The following is a 14,876-nucleotide window of genomic DNA, read 5'->3' on the forward strand; positions in this document are numbered from 1 at the left end:
CCACTAGTCGACTTGGCGCAGCCTCAGATCGTTGCCGAGACGTGCCGTTCGCGGCCGTAGAGTGAGACCAGCAGCACGATGGTGAAGCCAAGCGCGGCCTGCACCGCCGAGGGCTGGAAGCCGAGGCCGATCAGCAGCGTGTTGATTTCGGTCAGCACCAGAACGCCGGCGATCGTGCCGAGATAGCTGCCCCGGCCACCAACCAGCGCCGCGCCGCCGACAACGACCGCCGCAATGGTCTGGAACAGATAGGGCTGGCCGACATCGCCATAGGCCGAACCGGTGAAGCCGAGCAGCAGCACCCCCGCCACGGCGGCGAAGAAGGCGCTTGCCGCATAGGTGACGACCCACATGCGAACCGGGTCGATCAGCGCCAGCGGTGCGGCGCCGGGATTGCTGCCCAGCGCGTAGAGCCGGCGTCCATAGGGTGTTCGCTCCAGCACCAGAACGACGAATGCCGTCAGCACGACGAGACAGGGCACCAGCCACGGCACCGGCAACGGCCCGGCCGAGCCGCCGATCGACACGAAACTGGAAACGGCTTGCGGCGCGGAGCCTGACGGAAAGCCCGCTGTCCACAACAGCACCAGCCCTTGCACGACCATGCCGATGCCGAGCGTGACGATAAGCGGCTGGATGTCGAGGCTGCGCGAGATCAGCCCGTTAAGTCCGCCGATAATGATCGCCAGCACCCCGACGAGGCCGCAGACGAGAAAAAAGTTCCAGCCGTCGCCATAGAGCTGCGCCGCGACGACATTGGCGAAGCCGATGACGAAGGGAATGGACAGGTCGATGCCGCCCATGATCACGACCAGCGTCTGCCCGATCGAGGCGACGGCAAGCAGCGAGGCGAGCACCAGCATGGCGCGTACGGCAAACGGCGTCGAGTAGCCCGAAATGAGAGCGGTGCCGACCGCGTGCAGAAGGGCGGCGACGCAGAAAGCACCGATGACACGGGCGTTGGTGGTGGCAAACAGGTTTCGGCCAAAGCTCATGTCGGCCTCCTGTTGGCTAGACGTTCCTGCAACGCCGTCAGCATCACGGCCAGCACCAGTATCGCGCCATAGGCGATCTGCAGGACGAAGGTCGAGACATTGAATGTCGTCAGCACGCTTTGCAGGAGGAAGATGTCGATGGCGCCGATCGCCGCGCCCGCCACACCGCCACGGCCGCCGGCCAGGCTGACGCCGCCGAGAGCGACGGCGGCAATCGCGATCAGCGTGTAGGTCGGTCCGATATTGGGATCGGCGGAGCCGATCAGTGCGGTCAGCATCAGCCCGGCGCATCCACCAAGAATGCCGGTCATGACATAGGCGATGAAGCGCACGCGCGTGACGTCGACACCGGCGGTGTAAGCGGCGCGGTCGTCGCTGCCGACCGCCATGAGTTGATCGTAATAAGGGGTGCGCCGCACCAGCCACCAGGCAATGAACATTGCCGCCAGCGGCAGCATCGACAGCGGGCCGGACAAAGCCTTGAGCCAGGCCGGTGCGGGACCGATCGGCGCCGGCAGGATTGTCAGCGTGACGCCGGTGAGGATCAGATAGGTGCCAAGCGTGGCGACGATCGGCTGGATGCGCACGATCGTCGCCAGAAAGCCGTTCGCCGCACCGACCAGCGCGCCGACGAGCAGCGCGGCAGGCACGAGGATCAGGGGCGAGGAGATGCCGGCTCCAAGGAAAAGCACCTGGATCACCACGGCGTTGACGAAACCCATCAGCGGCCCGACCGAGATGTCGATGCCGCCACGGCCGGCAAGGATCACCGGCGTCGAGGCGATGGCCGCGCCGATCAAGGGCGCGGCCAGTCCGATCAGCGCGCCCCACGACCCCGGCTGGAACCGCGCCGGACCGAGGGTGAGATTGACCGCAAGCAGGATGACCAGCAGCACCGCGGCGAAGCCGACGCTTCGCCAGAGAGCCGGGAAGCGTTTGGTCAGGCTCATGCCGCACGTCCGAACATGGCTGATATAACGGTGTCGGTGGTCAGCGCCTGGCCGGCAATCTCAGCGGCGACCTCGTTCTCGCGAAACACCAGCACGCGATGGCACAGGAGAAGAATCTCCTCGATCTCGCTGGAAAGGATGACAAGTCCCATGCCGTCGGACGCCAGGCCCCGAAAGACGTCGTAGAGCACGTGCCGTGTTGCGACATCGACGCCACGTGTCGGGTCGTTGAGCAGCAGGATCGCGGGTTCCAGAGCCAGTGCTCGTGCCAGCAGCACCTTCTGCTGGTTGCCGCCCGACAGTGTGGTGATCGGCGCATCGGGCCGGGGCGCCACGATCGACAGTTTCTCCCGGTAGATGTCGTAGCGCGCCCTTCGTGCCGCCGGACTGATCAGGCCGAGGCGCGTATCGCGAGACAGCGTCGAGACGGCGAAATTGTCGAGCACCGACTGGGTCGGGAAAATGCCGTTCGCCCGCCTGTCGCGCGGCAGGTAGGCGATGCCGCTGGAGACGGCCTTGCGGAACCCGGTGATCTTGCCGCCTCCGCCGGGCAGGTCGAGCACGATCGAGCCGCCAAGCGGTGGCGCAAGGCCGGCGAGCATCTTGAGGAACAGCTCCTGGCCATGGCCGTCGAGGCCGGCAAGGCCGACGATCTCGCCGGGAGCAATCGCTTGGCGGATCGGACTGGCGCCGGGCGCGATGACGAGGTCGCGAATGGCGAGACCACCAAAGTCAGGGCCACGAAAGTCGGGGCCACCAAAGTCAGGGACGTGGCGATCAGCCATGCGCCAGCTCCGCCGCGGTGCGTGGCGCCATTGCCTTGAGAAGTTCAGCCGGTGACGAGGCGCCACGCTCTTCGGTACGCACCACGCGGCCCCCGCGCAGGATCGAAATACGATCCGACAGCGACATCACTTCATCCATGCGATGCGTGATGAACAGGATGAGGCAGCCTTCGCCGGCAAGGGCGCGCATCAGCGAAAAGACGGACTCGCGGTCGGCGAAGTCGAGCGCGGCGGTAACCTCGTCGAGAATGAGGATTTTTGGGTTGCGCACGATCGCGCGGGCGAGAACGACCAATTGCTGCGCGGCAAGCGGCAACAGGCCGGCTTGTACGTCAAGGGGAACGTCGGTGACCGCGAAACGCTTCAGCGCCAGCGCTGCCCTGTCGCGGCGCTCGTTGCGGGCAACGGTGCGCCGGACCAGTCCGTCGAGACCAAGCAGGATGTTGTCCGTCACGCTGCGATCCGGTGCGATCAGCACCTCCTGGAAGACCGTCGCGAAACCTTGCGGCTGGAAGGCAGAGGGGTTGGTGCCGGAGAACGGCTTGCCGTGCAGCAGGATCGCGCCACTGTCCGGCTGGACGATGCCGGACAGGAGCTTGACCATCGTGCTCTTGCCCGAACCGTTCTCACCCAGAATGGTGTGGATCGTCCCCGACCGGAACTCGATCGAGGCATCGGCAAGAGCGATCGTCTCGCCATAGCGTTTGGAGATGTTTCGGATTTCAAGCATATCGCGTTTCAATGATGGCAAGCCGGCTCCCAGAAAGAAGCCGGCTTGTCGAAACCTTATTTCGCGCAGGCGTCACTTTGCACAGGCATCTGGCACCTTCGAATAATCCCAGCCCTTGGTTGGCGCCGGGTTCGAGAAATAGGCGTCGAGCCATTCTTCCGGCATCGGGTCCGTCGGCGGCACCGGGAAAATCGACACCGCATCCGTCGTCATGCAGTCCTTGTACCACGCACCGAGATCGGCGCTGTGAACAGGCGGGATCGGGATCAGCAGCGTGTTCAGCTTCGGCTTCTGGCCGTCGAGCATGCGTTCGCCGACGCGGAACAGCGTCTCGGCGGTCCAGTGCGGCAGCACGGCATGGCCTTCGAAGCGGTACTTGTCGGGATTGGCCTTCCAATAGCCCAGCGCATCGCCGGTAATCGAGCCGGTGATCAGCGGCGCCGGCCGTCCGGCCTCGGCGAAGGCTTCGGCAACGACGCGGCTTTCGCTGCCTGTCGTCCACACCGCGTCGATCGGCGCTGGATTGGTGGCGATCGCCTGCAGCACCACGGTCTTGGTGACGTTGGCCGTCCAGTTGCCGTTGACGTTGCGCGAGATCTTCAGCTTCGGATTTTCGGCCAGCGCCTTGTCAGCGCCCTGGCGCTCCTGGACCACGATCGGGTGGCCGGCGATGCCTTCGACCAAAAGGATGCTGGCACCGTCCGGCTGGGCCTTGCCGATCGCCGTCATCATGTCATAGCCCCAGCGCGCATAGTTGGAATCGACATTGATCGCGTTCGGGCTGGTCACCGAACCGGCCGCCGTGATGAACGGGATGCCGGCCTTGGCGGCCGCGTCGATGGCATCGTCCAGCGCCGTCGCCGAACCCGGGATCGACGTGATGATCGAGCACTTCTTGTCGATGAAGGCGCGGATCTGGTTGATCTGCTGGCTGGCGTCATTGTTGGAATCGGAAACTTCGAAGCTGGAGACGGTGCCGTCGGCGATCAGCCCGTCGACAAGACGCTTCAACTCCTTGGTCACCGTGACCCGCCACGGGTTGCCTTGGTAGGATTCCGAATGACACCACTTCCATGGCTTCGGCGGCGGCATGAAATTGTCCCAGGCCGAAGGCAGTACCTTCTGCGGCGCGCCGTCATATTGCGCCTTGAGTTCGGCCGGCAGCCCGCCGATGACGCCTTGCACGTCCTGCGCCAGGGCAGTCGTTGCAATCGAGGCAAGGGCGGTTGCGGCCAGCATGCCGCGGATCATTCCTGTCATCTTTTTCTCCTCCATTCGGTTTCGTTCAGGCTCCTCCACCGGCAGCGCCGGACGCCTGCGCCGGAACACTGTCCCGAAACAAGCGATTGAGATCGGCAACGACCCGGGCGGCTTGGCGCCCGGAGGTCATGCCGGAAATGATGTAGTTGGATGCCGCCTGCTGGAACGCCATGTAGCCGTCATGGCGCGGCCGCACCCATGCGCCTTCCAGCGTCGAGCGCGTATCCCTGTAGAAATTGCCGGTCGCGGCGTTGACGGTTCGGTCCTCCCACGCCGCCGCATGGCCGGGCTGGCCACCCGAGGCGGCATAGGCCCCGCGCTGGACTTCGCCGCTGGCGACCCAATAGGCGAAATCGATTGCGGCATCCTTCGCCCTGGAGAAGGCAGAGACCGCTATGCCCGTGCCGCCAAGCGCCGAGCCCATCGGACCACCAGAACCGACCAGCGGAATGTCGGCAAATGCCAGCCGGTTCGCGCGGAAACCAGTCGCTGCATAGGAAACATAGCCATAGATCAGCGGTGCGCAGACGATCCTGGAACCGGCCTCCGCCATGCGTTCCGAAACGGCGATCGGATCCATCTCGAAGCAGGCAGGATCGACCAGCGCCGCGATCTCGCGCATCGTCTCGAAGACGTTGCTGCCGGCCCCGCTATCGATGAGATCGACTGATGGATCGGTCGCGCAGGGATGGCCGAGATTGCCGGCAAGCGTGAAGAACGTCATCAGGCAATGGGGCGGGCGCAGCGGCAGCAGCACACGGCCTTGCCGGGCGAGATCGAGCACCTCGCTCCAGCGCGCGGGCGGTGCATCAAGCGCGTCCGGCCGCCAGGCCTGGACTTGGCTTGCCGCATCGATCGGAAATGCCCATTGCCGTCCCTGCCAATTGTAGCTCGGATAGGATTGGCCGACGCTGCCTGAGGCCAAGGCCGCAAGCTCCGCCTCGCGGCCGGCGACATCCAGCGGTTCGAGGCAGCGTTCCGCCGTTATCTGGCCGACATGCGGATGGTCGATGACGATCAGGTCGTAGGCCCGCGCCAGTTCCTCGACCGGGAAGGATTCGAAATCCTGCAGCGAGTGCTTGTCCCATTCGATGGCTACGCCGGTCTTCTGCTCCCAGAGGGAAGAGCAGGCGACCATGGGGTCGTAGCCGCGCGTATGGCTCCAGGTCATGCCTTTGAGCGTGCGTGTGCTCACAGGCCGAACTCCTCGCGGATTTTCGTGCTGTGCTCGCCGATGCGGGGTGCCGCCCGGTCGACCTTGGCTCTGATACCGTCGACCCTTAGCGGCGAACTGGTGGTGAGGATCGAGACGTTGTCCTCACGCGTTACGGTCTGCAGCATGTCGAGCGACCGGAACCCCTCGCTTGCCAGCATTTCCGGCCAGCTCAGCACCTTGGCGCACCAGATGTCGGCCGGCTCCAGAATGGCCAGCCATTCGTCGATCGTCTTGGTGGCGATCCTTTGCGCGATGATCGCCTTGATGTCGTCGCGCGCTGTGAACCACGATGCCGGTTTGTCGCGATAGGGCGCCAAGTCGCTAAGCGACAGCAGATCGGCGAGCTTGGGGATCGGCGTCATGGCGACGGCGAGGTAGCCGTCCTTGGCGGGGTACACGCCATAGGGCGCCGACAGATAGGCATGCGCGCTGCGGAAGCTGGAGCGCCTGGGTAGGCGGCGGCCGTCATTGAGGTGCGTGGTCAGCACTTCAAACTGGAAATCGATCAGCGCTTCCAGCAGGCTGGTTTCGATATGACTTCCCTGGCCGGTGATGCCGCGCCGCACAAGTGCTGCCAGGATGCCTTGCGCGCAGGCAGCACCCGCCAGCATGTCGCCGATGGCGAGGCCGAACGGCACCGGTCCCTGGTCCTCGTCGCCGTTCAACCACATCACACCGGAGCGCGCCTGCGCCAGCAGATCCTGGCCCGGCCGCTTGACCCATGGGCCATCCTCGCCATAGCCGCTGATCGAAGCATAGACCAGGCGCGGGTTAAGCTTGCGGACGGACTCATAGTCCAGGCCGAGCCGCTCGATGACGCCCGGTCGGAAGTTCTGGATCAGCACGTCGGCCTTGGCCAGAAGGCCGCGCAGTACCTTGAGATCGGCCTCGTTCTTGAGGTCGATGGCGAGGCTTTCCTTGGCCCGGTTGATGGCATGGAAGATCGTGGAATCGCCACCGATCTCGGTGTCGCTGAGGTAGAGCCTGCGTGACAGGTCACCGCCATCCGGCCGCTCGATCTTGATCACGCGGGCGCCAAGATCGAGCAGCCGCAGCGAGCAATAGGGACCGGACAGGAACTGGCTCATGTCGACGACGGTGAGACCGGCAAGCGGCAATTCGGCTGCTGCCGGCATTGTTATTTCTCCGTCTTGCCGACGAAATCGGCAGGGTTGCGGTACTTCACCGTCTGCAAGTGCTCACAGTAGAGAACAAGCTCGCCTTCGCCCTTGAACACTTCATAGCTGGCGCGGATCAGCCCCATCTCCTTGTAGCGGGGCTTCTTGTCGAGGTTGGAGCGGATCGAATAGATCGTGTCACCAATGAAGACAGGCTTTATGAAGCGAAGCTTGTCGTAGCCATAGGAAAAGGCGTTGACGCAATTGGTGGCGACCAGCCCCAGCCCGGCCGAGAAGACAAAGGCGCCAGCGATCAGCCGCTTGCCGAAAATGCCTTCGCTCTCGGCAAACATCTGGTCCTGCACATAAGGGTGGATATCGAGCACCAGCGTGTTGAAGAGGTGGCTGTCGCCTTCCGCCATCGTGCGGCGCAACGAGCGGATTTTCTGCCCTACCGGCCAGTCCTCATAAAACCAGTTCTCCGCATTCCACACCGGCAGCGCGGCGTGATCCCCGGGCATGTTGGCAGGATGCGTCGAGGCGACACCGACAGTTGGCGCAAAGTCGTTCATGCCCGGCTCCGCCAGCCCTGGGCGCGAAGCCGCACAACCGCTTGAACATGCAGCAATGCGTCGAAAAGCACGACGTCTCCTCCGGTCAATCTTCTTTTGTAAATAGTATTTTCACATATGGGGTTGCGTTGCAAGCGTGAACAGGCGAAATTTTGGCTGTTCCCGCGCGCCGAAGCGCTGGCGGGGCAGGGAGGAAATCATGCGCAATGCCTGTCTGGTCTTCATCGGCAGCCTGAACCGTGAGGCGCCGTATTTTCAGGGCGCGCGCGGTGTCGGCCTCAGCGTCCACGGCTTCAACGAAGAGACGCTGGAAACGCGAAAACTGGCCGAGACCAATGACATCGACAATCCGACGTTCCTGTCGGTGACCCCCGACGGCGCACGCATCTACGCCAACTCGGAAGTCTTCACCTGGCGGGAAGGAACGGTCTCCGCCTACAGCTTTGACCGCGCGACGGCTACGCTAAGCTATCTGAACAAGCAGCCTTCGCTGGGCAGCATCACCGCCCACAACGCCATCACCCGCGACGGGACGAAGCTTTTGGTGGCGAATTACGGCATGGGCGAGGGTGGACCGGATCGGGCGGTGGCGGTCTATGGTTTTGAGGAGAACGGCGCACTGTCGGCGCCGCTGGCCAGCGTATCGCATACCGGCACGGGTCCGAATCTGGCGCGGCAGGAGCGGTCCCATGCCCACAGCGTAACCGAAACCATTGGCGGTGGAACAGTGGTCGTCGCGGACCTCGGCATCGACCGGCTGGTCTCCTACCATATCGAGCCGGATGGGAGGCTGAGCAAGCTCGCCGAGTCCGCCCTGCCGCCGGGCGCCGGCCCACGCCATCTTGCCTTGCATCCCAATGGACGGTTCGTCTTCGTCATGAACGAGCTGGACTCGACCATCGTTTCGATGGCGCTGGATGAGGACACTGGCAAGCTCTCGATCATCGACGCCAAGCCGGCGGTGCCGGCCGAGGCGCGCGACAGCAACCATTGCGCCGATATCCAGATCGCGCCGGACGGCCGTTTTGTCTATGGCTCCAACCGTGGTCACGACAGCATCGTCATCATGGCGGTCGACCAGCAGACAGGAGCATTGAGCCTTGTCGATTATGTCCCTTGTGGTGGTTCAACGCCACGCAATCTTGCGCTGACCCCGTCCGGCGGCCATCTCTTCTCAGCCAACCAGAATGCCGACCGCATTTCGATCTTCGCACGCGGCGCCGACAGTGGCATGCTGACCGACACTGGACGGGCTATCGAGATCGGCACACCGATGTGTGTGAAGATGGTGCGTTGAGGTGTTTTCTGCGCTACTCGACGGCGTCGGCTGGGCACCTGAGAGATCCAAATCCTTAGCCCAGCAGACCGACCAGCACGTCGAAGGCCGCATCGATGTCGGCGCGGACCGCGGCCCGAACCGCCTCCGCATCGCGGTCGCGCAGCGCCGCGAACATCTCCTGATGGTGCTCGTTGGCGGTCGAATAGTTCCCGGAATCGTGCAGCATGTTGAAATAGGGGCTGATCTGCAGCCACAGGTTCTCGATGATGTTGAGCATGTTCTCGGAACCGGCCGCCCGATAGATCGAGAAGTGAAAGGCGTAGTTGGCTCTGAGATACGACTTCACGTCGCCGGCGGCATTGGCCTGTTCGAGCGCATCGAGATGCTGGCGCAGCAGCGCCACGCCTCGGTCGTCCATGCGCTCCGCTGCCCAGGCGGCGGCGATCGCTTCGATCTCGTATCGGACATTCCTGAGGTCGATGAGGCGCGCGCGACTGAGCGCCGGAATGCCGATCGATCGGCCCGAAACCACCATGAGCGCATTGGCGGCGGTCAGGCGCCGTAGCGCTTCCCTGACCGGCATCGGGCTGACGCCGAAAGCATCGGCGAGGCTCTGAACCGTAACCATCTCGCCGGGCACGATGCTGCCGTCGAGGATCAGTTCGGTGACATGGCGATAGACCCTGTCCTGCAGGGTTTCCCGGGACAAGGGAGTTATCTCGACCCCCGGCTTCCTGAACGCCGATCCAGCCATCTCCCGTCAACCTTCCCGCCCTAATGCATGTCGCGCAAAAGCGTGCGGCGGTTTTGCGATAACGACATGCATAAAAACAACAACCTAAAGCGCGTCGCATGAGGCCGGTCAAACGCGGCGCGCTTTAGGGCGACGCTACCGCCTGTGTCCGGAATGCAAGGTTCGGATTGCCGCGTCAAGCCGCCTCGACCACCGGTTTGGAGTTCAGCAGATTTCATCATTGATCTTTGATCAAATCATGATACGGTCGATGGCATCGAATGACAAGGGTTACGTTTCGTGCCCTTGGGAGGCATTCGGTCGTTCGGATTGGGAGGAATACATGGGTATCGGATTGAAAGTCCGGCCGCTCGCGCTGCTGGCCGGCATGGCTGCATGCGCTTTTGGCCTGTCCGCCGCGCAGGCGGCTGAAAAGCACAAGATATTTCTCAGCATGAGCTACATCGGCAACGATTGGCAGGCGGAGGCGGCCAACATGGTCAAGGCCATGGCCGCTCATAAGAGCCTGGCCGACAAGGTCGACCTGCAGGTCCAGGTCGCCGGACCCAACGCGCAGCGCCAGATCCAGCAGATCAACGCAATGGTGCAAAGCGGCGCCGAGGCGATCGTCGTGTATCCGATCTCGCCGACCGCGCTCAATCAGGTCGTGAAAAATGCCTGCGACAAGGGTGTGAAGGTCTTTGCCTACGACGCGGAGATCACCGAGCCTTGTGCATACAATGTCCATATCGACCAATTGGAAGCGGGCAGGGTGACCGCCGAATGGCTCGCAAAGAAGCTCAATGGCAAAGGTAATATCATCGCCATCACCGGTGTTCCCGGAACATCCGTCGACGATCAACGCACAAAGGCGGCCAAGGAAGTCTTCGCCAAATATCCTGACATCAAGATCGTCGGCGAGGCCGTCGGCATGTGGAGCCAGGCGGTTGCCCGCACCGAGCTTTCGAAAATCCTGGCCACCCGCAATTGGGACGACATCAACGGGCTGTGGATGCAGGTCGGCTGCTTCACCGCCAATTCGATGCAGCTCGAGGCCGGCAAGAAGACCAGCGAACTCCTGCCCTGCGCCGGCGAAGGCTCCAATGGCGGCCGCATCCAGATGCTGCCGGAGGGCACCGAGGTCGAAGGTGCGGCTTCCCCCTATGCGCCGCTCGGTGCGCAACGCATTTCCTACGCCTCGCCGCCTTATTCCGGGGCACTCGCCTTGAAGCTGGCCGTCGAAGCGATTGAAGGCAAGGATGTGCCGAAGACCACGATCCTGCCGCTGCCGGTCGTCACCAGTGAGACGATCAAACTATGCGATGAAGGCACCTGGGCGGAGATGAAGGCCGGCTGTAACGCCTTCAAGCCGTCGCTCGTCTCCAATCCCGGCTGGTTCGCCTCGATCTTCTCGGATCAAACACCCGAGATCGGCCTCGCAGCTGCTCTCGTCGGCCAGCCGGAAGAATAGTGCATGTCGCCCAAAAGTGTGCAGCGGTTTTGGCACAACGACATGCACAAAACAGAGACGTAAAGCCTCCCAAGGCGATCGTGACGATGCACGGACATCGCTGTCCGTGCATCGTCGATACGGGCGAAGGCTGGCGATCGAGGACAATGACAGAACACCCCGAGCTTCCCGCCGTCGAGATCGACGGCATCAGCAAGGCCTTCGGCCCCACCATTGCGCTGGACGGCGTGTCGTTCCGGATCGCGCCCGGCAGTGTCCATGCGTTGCTGGGTGAAAATGGCGCCGGCAAGTCGACACTGGTGAAACTCCTGTCGGGACTGGTGCGGCCGAGCGAAGGCCATGTCCGCGTCTTCGACAAGGAGATCGGCTACGGCGCACCGCGCGCAGCACACGCGTTGGGCGTGCAGACCGCGTTCCAGGAGATGACGCTGGTGCGCGATCTCACCGTCCTCGACAACATGTTGCTGCCTTACGCTCCCGTCGGCGTCTCCGGCCTGATCCGTCGCGCTGCCGCGCGCAAGGCGGTCCGCCGCCACATCGACGATCTCGGCTTTTCCGTCGATCTCGATGCCGAGGTGGGCGAACTTGAGCTTTCGGTGCGCCAGAAGATCGAGATCGCGCGCGCCGTCTATCGCAAACCGCGCATCCTGCTACTCGACGAGCCGACCTCGACGCTCGCCGGCCGCGACGTCGACTGGCTGGGCGACATCATCGCCAGGTTGAAAGCGGAAGGCACGACCATCGTCTTCATCACCCATCGCATGCGCGAGGTCCGCGCCTTCTGCGAGACGCTGACGATCCTGAGGAACGGCCGCCATATCGTCACCGCCCCGGTCGCTGATGTCTCGGACGCAGACGTGATCGAAAAGATCATCGGCCGCAGCATCGAGCAGACCTTTCCGCCCAAGCCCGACGGCGCCCAGGCTTTCGGGCCGCCGGTCCTGGGCGTGCGCGACCTGAAGGTCGGAAGCAAGCTCGACGGCGTCGGCTTCGACCTGCGCAAAGGCGAGATCCTCGGCGTCGCGGGATTGCAGGGCATGGGCCAGCAGGACCTGTTCCTGGCCTGCTTCGGCATGGCCGAAATCACCAGCGGCGACATCCTGGTTGACGGCCGCAAGGTATGGCTTGGTTCGCCCGCGGATGCATTGCGGCCTAACATGGCGATCGGCCTGGTGCCCGAGGACCGAAAATCCGAAGGTCTGTTCCTGAAATTGTCGGGCAGTGAGAACGCCACGCTGCCCGTGGTGTCGCGCTTCACACGTTTCGGCCTCGTCGATGCAGAGGCCGAGACGCGCTCCGTCGAGGAGGCGTTCGTCACTGTCAAAGTCGACCGTCGCGCACTGTGGACGCGGGCCGGCGCGTTTTCCGGCGGCAATCAGCAGAAGATCGCCATTGCAAAATGGCTGGTGGCGCAGAGCCGCATCCTGCTTCTGTTCGATCCCACCCGTGGCATCGATGTCGGCACCAAGCACGAACTCTATGTGATGATGCGAAACTACGTGGCCGCCGGCGGCTCGATCCTGCTGCACTCGACCGAGATTCCCGAACTGGTCCATCAATGCGACCGGGTCCTGGTTCTCTATGACGGACGCATCGCGGCCGAGCTCGAAGGTGACGCTATCACCGAACCGGCCATCATGCGCCCGGCGCTCGGGCATGCCGGGGACGCCGCCGCATGAGCAGCGCAGCGCTTCCATCCCCTGCCTCCAGCGGCGTCGGGCTGCGCCGCGCGCTGGTGCGAAATAGTGGCGCGCTGATCGCCGCGGTCGTCCTGGCGATCCTGCTCTTCATCGTCGACTGGGTCAGCGCCGGGCCGCTCACCTATTTTGACGTGTCGTTCCTGTCGAGCGGCGGCGCGACCTCGGCGCTCGCGGCGATCGGCCAGACCATCGTGATCCTGTCGGGCGGCTTCGACCTGTCCGCCGGCGCGGCGATATCGCTGGTCAATGTCGTGTTGGCCTCAAGCATGGATCCGATGGCGCCTGGCGCCAGCGTCATCCTGTGGACGGCGGCCGGCATCGGCGTCGGCATGGCGGTTGGCGCCTTCAACGGCTTCTTCATCGCGGTGCTGCGCATGCAGCCGATCGTGGTGACGCTGTCCACCATGTTCATCCTGCAAGGCGTGACGCTGCTGGTGATGGACAAGCCCGGTGGCTTCGTGTCGCCCGATCTCGGCACATTCTACCTCGGCGACGCGATCGCCAACTGGCTGCCGATGCCGCTGGTGGTGATCGGCGTCGTCCTGCTCGCCTGGTTCTGGCTGAAGGGGACCCGCTTCGGTACCGCGCTCTATGCCGTCGGCAGCGACGCGGATTCGGCCGCGGCGGTCGGCATCAACGTCGTGCTTGTGCGCTTTGCAGTCTATGTGATCGCCGGCGGCTGCTACGGTCTTGCCGGCGTGTTCATCAGCGCTCAGACCGGCAGCGGCGATCCGCTGGTCGGCAATCCGCTGCTGCTCTCGATGTTCGCGGCGGTCGTAGTCGGTGGCACGCGTCTCGGCGGCGGGCAGGGCGGCCCGGTGGGCACCGTCTTCGGCGCCTATGTCCTGATGATCGTGGTGAACATCCTGCTGGTGCTGAACGTGTCGGCCTACTATTCGACGATCGCCGAAGGCACCATACTCGTGCTGGCGGCTCTTGCCGGCTCGATCTCTCACGCTTCGGTGCTTGCGGTTCAGCTTCGTGCCGCGCGAGCCAGGGTCGCCGCCTGGCGCGCCGGCATATTGCCCTCGCAGCTCGAGCGCGTGGACCGGCGTCTCAAGATCGCCCGGCCATCGCATGACCAACGCAGCGAGATATCGCCGCGCCCGGCTTTCCGTCTGCGCAATGCCGAGACGCTGCGCTATGCGCTGCCCGCCTACGTCTGCCTCATCATCATCGTGGTCGTCACCCAGATATGGCTCGGCCGCACCATCCTCAATCCGGGTTACTGGAACTCGTTGCTCGTGTTGTCGACGTTCCTCGCCGTCCTGGCGCTAGGGCAGGGAACCGTCATCCTGACCGGAGGCCTCAATCTCTCCGTGCCGTGGACGATCGGCATTTCCGGCATCATCCTGGCCGGCATGGTCAACGGCTCCGATGCGGCGCTCGTCTATGCCTTGCCGACCGTGCTCCTGATCGCTTGCGCCATCGGCTTCGCCAATGGTTTCGGCATCGTCTATCTCGGCATCTCGCCGATCGTCATGACGCTCGCCACCAACGGCATTCTGCAAGGTTGCGCGCTGCTCTATTCGCAGGGAACGCCAGCCGGATTTTCGTCGCCGATGCTGCGCTGGTTCATGACGGCCAGGCTCGGTCTCGTGACGCCGGTCGTTCTGCTGATGGTCGTCTTCGTTATAGCGGCGGTGCTGCTGCTGGGGCGCACGCCGTTCGGACGCCGGGTCTACGGCATCGGCAACGGACTGCGCGCGGCACGAATGTCGGGGATCGGCGTCGAGCGCACGCTGATCCTGGTCTACATGCTTTCGGCTGTCTGTGCTGCGATCGTCGGCATCATGCTGACCGGCTTTTCGGGCCAGGCGAGCCTCGGCATGGGCGACGACTATCTCTTGCCGTCGATTGCCGTGGTGGTGGTCGGTGGCGCGCTGATCACTGGCGGGCGCGGCCACTATCTCGGCATGCTCGGCGGCGTTTTGTTGCTGACGGCGTTGCAGATGCTGTTGGCCGGCACCACGCTTCCCTACGCCACGAGGGCAATTCTTTACGGGCTGGTCGTTCTGGGCGCCGTCATGGCGCTGCGCGAACGGCGACTGCAATGAGAAGGACAGG

Annotated in this window: 13 protein-coding genes; 4 read left to right on the forward strand and 9 right to left on the reverse strand. The window is 63.8% G+C overall.

From position 1 onward, the window contains the following. Positions 1–23: 23 nt before the first annotated feature. From MESS2_RS19025 to MESS2_RS19060, 8 genes are all read right to left on the reverse strand, one after another. The gene (locus MESS2_RS19025) at positions 24–995 is read right to left on the reverse strand and encodes an ABC transporter permease (RefSeq protein WP_008876042.1); all 972 of its coding nucleotides are present in this window, start codon (positions 993–995) and stop codon (positions 24–26) included. Further along, entirely contained in the window at positions 992–1,945 is a 954-nt protein-coding gene (locus MESS2_RS19030) for an ABC transporter permease (protein WP_008876043.1), read from the reverse strand. Before MESS2_RS19030 ends, MESS2_RS19025 begins: the two co-directional genes overlap by 4 nt. Further along, the gene (locus tag MESS2_RS19035) at positions 1,942–2,730 is read right to left on the reverse strand and encodes an ATP-binding cassette domain-containing protein (protein ID WP_008876044.1); all 789 of its coding nucleotides are present in this window, start codon (positions 2,728–2,730) and stop codon (positions 1,942–1,944) included. The genes MESS2_RS19030 and MESS2_RS19035 overlap by 4 nt, the downstream gene beginning before the upstream one ends. Further along, entirely contained in the window at positions 2,723–3,460 is a 738-nt protein-coding gene (locus tag MESS2_RS19040; protein WP_008876045.1) for an ATP-binding cassette domain-containing protein, read from the reverse strand. Before MESS2_RS19040 ends, MESS2_RS19035 begins: the two co-directional genes overlap by 8 nt. A gap of 72 nt (positions 3,461–3,532) precedes the next feature. Continuing rightward, positions 3,533–4,720 carry an ABC transporter substrate-binding protein gene (locus MESS2_RS19045; RefSeq protein ID WP_008876046.1) on the reverse strand — a complete coding sequence of 396 codons (1,188 nt, stop codon included), beginning with the start codon at positions 4,718–4,720 and terminating at the stop codon, positions 3,533–3,535. A 25-nt stretch (positions 4,721–4,745) separates the two neighbouring features. After that, positions 4,746–5,915, reverse strand: coding sequence for an extracellular solute-binding protein (locus MESS2_RS19050; protein ID WP_008876047.1), 1,170 nt, complete (start codon positions 5,913–5,915; stop codon positions 4,746–4,748). After that, positions 5,912–7,072, reverse strand: a complete 1,161-nt coding sequence (locus MESS2_RS19055; protein ID WP_008876048.1) for a CaiB/BaiF CoA transferase family protein — start codon at positions 7,070–7,072, stop codon at positions 5,912–5,914. The genes MESS2_RS19050 and MESS2_RS19055 overlap by 4 nt, the downstream gene beginning before the upstream one ends. A gap of 2 nt (positions 7,073–7,074) precedes the next feature. Beyond that, a complete protein-coding gene (locus MESS2_RS19060) occupies positions 7,075–7,626 on the reverse strand; it encodes a MaoC family dehydratase (RefSeq protein ID WP_008876049.1) in 552 nt (183 codons plus the stop codon). A gap of 199 nt (positions 7,627–7,825) precedes the next feature. Between MESS2_RS19060 and MESS2_RS19065 the strand changes: the two genes are divergently transcribed. Next, the gene (locus MESS2_RS19065) at positions 7,826–8,923 is read left to right on the forward strand and encodes a lactonase family protein (protein ID WP_008876050.1); all 1,098 of its coding nucleotides are present in this window, start codon (positions 7,826–7,828) and stop codon (positions 8,921–8,923) included. A 55-nt stretch (positions 8,924–8,978) separates the two neighbouring features. Here the strand turns inward: MESS2_RS19065 and MESS2_RS19070 are convergent, their stop codons facing one another. After that, positions 8,979–9,659, reverse strand: a complete 681-nt coding sequence (locus tag MESS2_RS19070; protein WP_040593524.1) for an FCD domain-containing protein — start codon at positions 9,657–9,659, stop codon at positions 8,979–8,981. Between the two features lie 322 nt (positions 9,660–9,981). Here MESS2_RS19070 and MESS2_RS19075 point away from each other — a divergent pair, with 322 nt between their 5' ends. From MESS2_RS19075 to MESS2_RS19085, 3 genes are all read left to right on the forward strand, one after another. Beyond that, positions 9,982–11,109 carry a sugar ABC transporter substrate-binding protein gene (locus MESS2_RS19075; protein ID WP_008876053.1) on the forward strand — a complete coding sequence of 376 codons (1,128 nt, stop codon included), beginning with the start codon at positions 9,982–9,984 and terminating at the stop codon, positions 11,107–11,109. Positions 11,110–11,255: 146 nt separating this feature from the next. Then, entirely contained in the window at positions 11,256–12,788 is a 1,533-nt protein-coding gene (locus MESS2_RS19080; protein ID WP_008876054.1) for a sugar ABC transporter ATP-binding protein, read from the forward strand. Next, positions 12,785–14,866 (forward strand): ABC transporter permease, encoded by a 2,082-nt coding sequence (locus tag MESS2_RS19085; RefSeq protein ID WP_008876055.1) that lies wholly within the window; start codon positions 12,785–12,787, stop codon positions 14,864–14,866. The genes MESS2_RS19080 and MESS2_RS19085 overlap by 4 nt, the downstream gene beginning before the upstream one ends. Positions 14,867–14,876: the final 10 nt, after the last annotated feature.

The organism is Mesorhizobium metallidurans STM 2683 (assembly GCF_000350085.1).
GTDB classification, from domain to species: Bacteria; Pseudomonadota; Alphaproteobacteria; order Rhizobiales; family Rhizobiaceae; genus Mesorhizobium; species Mesorhizobium metallidurans.

Coding starts and splice junctions, on each gene's coding strand:
- MESS2_RS19025 (WP_008876042.1), bottom strand. CDS start 995: ATGAGCTTTGGCCGAAACCTGTTTGCCACCACCAACGCCCGTGTCATC.
- MESS2_RS19030 (WP_008876043.1), bottom strand. CDS start 1,945: ATGAGCCTGACCAAACGCTTCCCGGCTCTCTGGCGAAGCGTCGGCTTC.
- MESS2_RS19035 (WP_008876044.1), bottom strand. CDS start 2,730: ATGGCTGATCGCCACGTCCCTGACTTTGGTGGCCCCGACTTTCGTGGC.
- MESS2_RS19040 (WP_008876045.1), bottom strand. CDS start 3,460: ATGCTTGAAATCCGAAACATCTCCAAACGCTATGGCGAGACGATCGCT.
- MESS2_RS19045 (WP_008876046.1), bottom strand. CDS start 4,720: ATGACAGGAATGATCCGCGGCATGCTGGCCGCAACCGCCCTTGCCTCG.
- MESS2_RS19055 (WP_008876048.1), bottom strand. CDS start 7,072: ATGCCGGCAGCAGCCGAATTGCCGCTTGCCGGTCTCACCGTCGTCGAC.
- MESS2_RS19060 (WP_008876049.1), bottom strand. CDS start 7,626: ATGAACGACTTTGCGCCAACTGTCGGTGTCGCCTCGACGCATCCTGCC.
- MESS2_RS19065 (WP_008876050.1), top strand. CDS start 7,826: ATGCGCAATGCCTGTCTGGTCTTCATCGGCAGCCTGAACCGTGAGGCG.
- MESS2_RS19070 (WP_040593524.1), bottom strand. CDS start 9,659: ATGGCTGGATCGGCGTTCAGGAAGCCGGGGGTCGAGATAACTCCCTTG.
- MESS2_RS19075 (WP_008876053.1), top strand. CDS start 9,982: ATGGGTATCGGATTGAAAGTCCGGCCGCTCGCGCTGCTGGCCGGCATG.
- MESS2_RS19080 (WP_008876054.1), top strand. CDS start 11,256: ATGACAGAACACCCCGAGCTTCCCGCCGTCGAGATCGACGGCATCAGC.
- MESS2_RS19085 (WP_008876055.1), top strand. CDS start 12,785: ATGAGCAGCGCAGCGCTTCCATCCCCTGCCTCCAGCGGCGTCGGGCTG.